The organism is Wolbachia pipientis (genome assembly GCF_023661085.1).
Taxonomy (GTDB): domain Bacteria; phylum Pseudomonadota; class Alphaproteobacteria; order Rickettsiales; family Anaplasmataceae; genus Wolbachia.
In genome coordinates this window covers 1-2,106 of the sequence record NZ_JAHDJT010000154.1, presented here as the reverse complement: position 1 = coordinate 2,106, position 2,106 = coordinate 1, and the positions used below count along the sequence as shown (strand labels likewise).

Below are 2,106 nucleotides of genomic sequence, written 5' to 3'. Positions count from 1 at the left end.
TTAAGTAGCAGGCACCTTAAAATGCTCCATCAACTTAGTAAAACTCAAGAACTTCAATAGCTCAGCCGTATAGATGTGTAATGAACTGCCATTTTTAAGTTTGATTAAGCACAATTCAAAAGGTCAAGATTTTCAATAACTCACTAAAATCTAATCCATAGTTAGCGTTATTAAGGTCTCACAATGAAGCCTCATAGAAATTTTGCAAGAAGAGATTATTTATTTTTATTTATAAAAATTTAAAGTAGAATAGCCTGATCAGTTATTACGCTAGGTATGTTGCTATCACTTATTATTATTTTTGTTTCTTCACTTTTACTCGGAAGTTTAGTTCCTGTTGATGTAAAGATTTTTTTATACTCGGTGAGTTTGAGTATTAAAGAGATTTTAAGCTTTACAATGCCTTTTATCATCTTTTCTTTAGTATTCAATAGCATTAATGGCCTAAAAGATGCAGCTATTAAATTCATTATATTATTATTAGCAACAGTTTTCTTATCAAATTTGTTTTCAAGCCTTATTAGCTATTTCACAGGCTATATTATTATACAAAATTTTCACATTGATTCTGGAATAGAGCTGCCAAAAAGTGTTCTAAGTAGTTCATGGGAATTTAAATTGCCAACATTGATCTCAAATTTTCATGCTCTATTACTTGGGTTCATTGCTGGAATCACTGTACATAAAATCATTCCACAAAAAAGTGATATTATCGCCAAAAAATTAGCAGATATTGCATTTTTTCTTCTCAAAAGAGTATTAATTCCTATTATTCCTGTATTCATATTAGGTTTTATCTTAAAGTTGCAACACGATAAGGTATTATTAACTATTTTTAGAGATTATATTGCAATCTTTATTATTATGACAATTATTATATATATTTATGCTATATTTTTATATGGAGTTGCAAGTTCATTTAGAATAAGAGATTGGCTAGGTAGCATGAACAATATGTTACCTGCAATAATAACAGCAATTGCAACATCATCTAGTAGTGCTACAATACCTGTCACTTTAGAGGGAAGTAAAAAAAATGTAAAAGAACATAATATAGTAGATTCTATGGTTCCTGTCATTGCAAGTACCAATTCCGTTGGCAATTGCTTCTGTACTATCGTTCTAGCTTTAGTAATTATAAAGTCATTTGGTACCCAACCCTTAACAGTATGGGAGCACATGAGCTTCTTATTATATTTTTTGCTATTGAAGTTTGCTGCTGTAACGCCAGGCAGTGGTATAATTGTGGTGCTTGGAATTCTTGAGGAGTATTTAAAGTTTTCTCCAACCATGTTACCATTAATAATCGCGATTTACGTAATGTTTAACCCTATTTCTACTGGTGCAAACGTTGCTGGGGATGGCGCATTGGTTATTATGTTCACTAAATTTTACAAGAAATTTTTTGTAGGAGGTAAACGGGTAGCTTTAAGGTGACCTTACTCAGCAAAAGTGGAGAGCAAGTTAGAAATGTTGTTTACAAAAAGGACAAAGAGTCTCTTATCCTCTTTAAAGTAGGAAATGACCATAAATTTTCCTGTTATTTTCAAGTTTAATTGTATTAATTCAGTGATATATCTTATTAAAGTATAAACTAGTATATCCACATCTGGTAACGAAAACCAAGGATCGTGAAAATAAGTTTGCTCGGAATGGGTTGGTATAGGAACTACTTTTAAGCAACTGTCTGGCCATTTTCTTGTTGATTAACTTCAACATTTTCAAGTGCTGTTTTTGCCTTATGTGAGTAACGGCATCCTACTACTAGAAACGCTAACTACGGATTAGAGATAAAAAAGAGCAAGAATATCAACAATTTATAAATTCAAACATTTGCAATAAAAAAAACTAATGGGTACCTAAATTTAAGTAGCAGGCACCTTAAAATGCTCCATCAATTTAGTAAAATTCAAGAACTTCAATAGCTTAACCGTATAGATGTGCAATGAACTACCATTTTTAAGTTTGATTAAGCACAATTCAAAAGGTCACGATCTTCAATAACTTACCAAAATCTAATCCATAGTTAGCGTTGAAGAGCCGTGTGCAGGAAAACCGTGCGCCGTGGTACGCATTAAGAAATACTTAGCGAAGCTAAGCGAGGTT

1 protein-coding gene is annotated in these 2,106 nt (G+C 31.8%); it reads left to right on the top strand.

Translation table 11 applies throughout. The annotated features are described in order from the left end of the window. Positions 1-276: 276 nt before the first annotated feature. Entirely contained in the window at positions 277-1,437 is a 1,161-nt protein-coding gene (locus DM84_RS05775) for a cation:dicarboxylate symporter family transporter (RefSeq protein WP_250779034.1), read from the top strand. Positions 1,438-2,106: the final 669 nt, after the last annotated feature.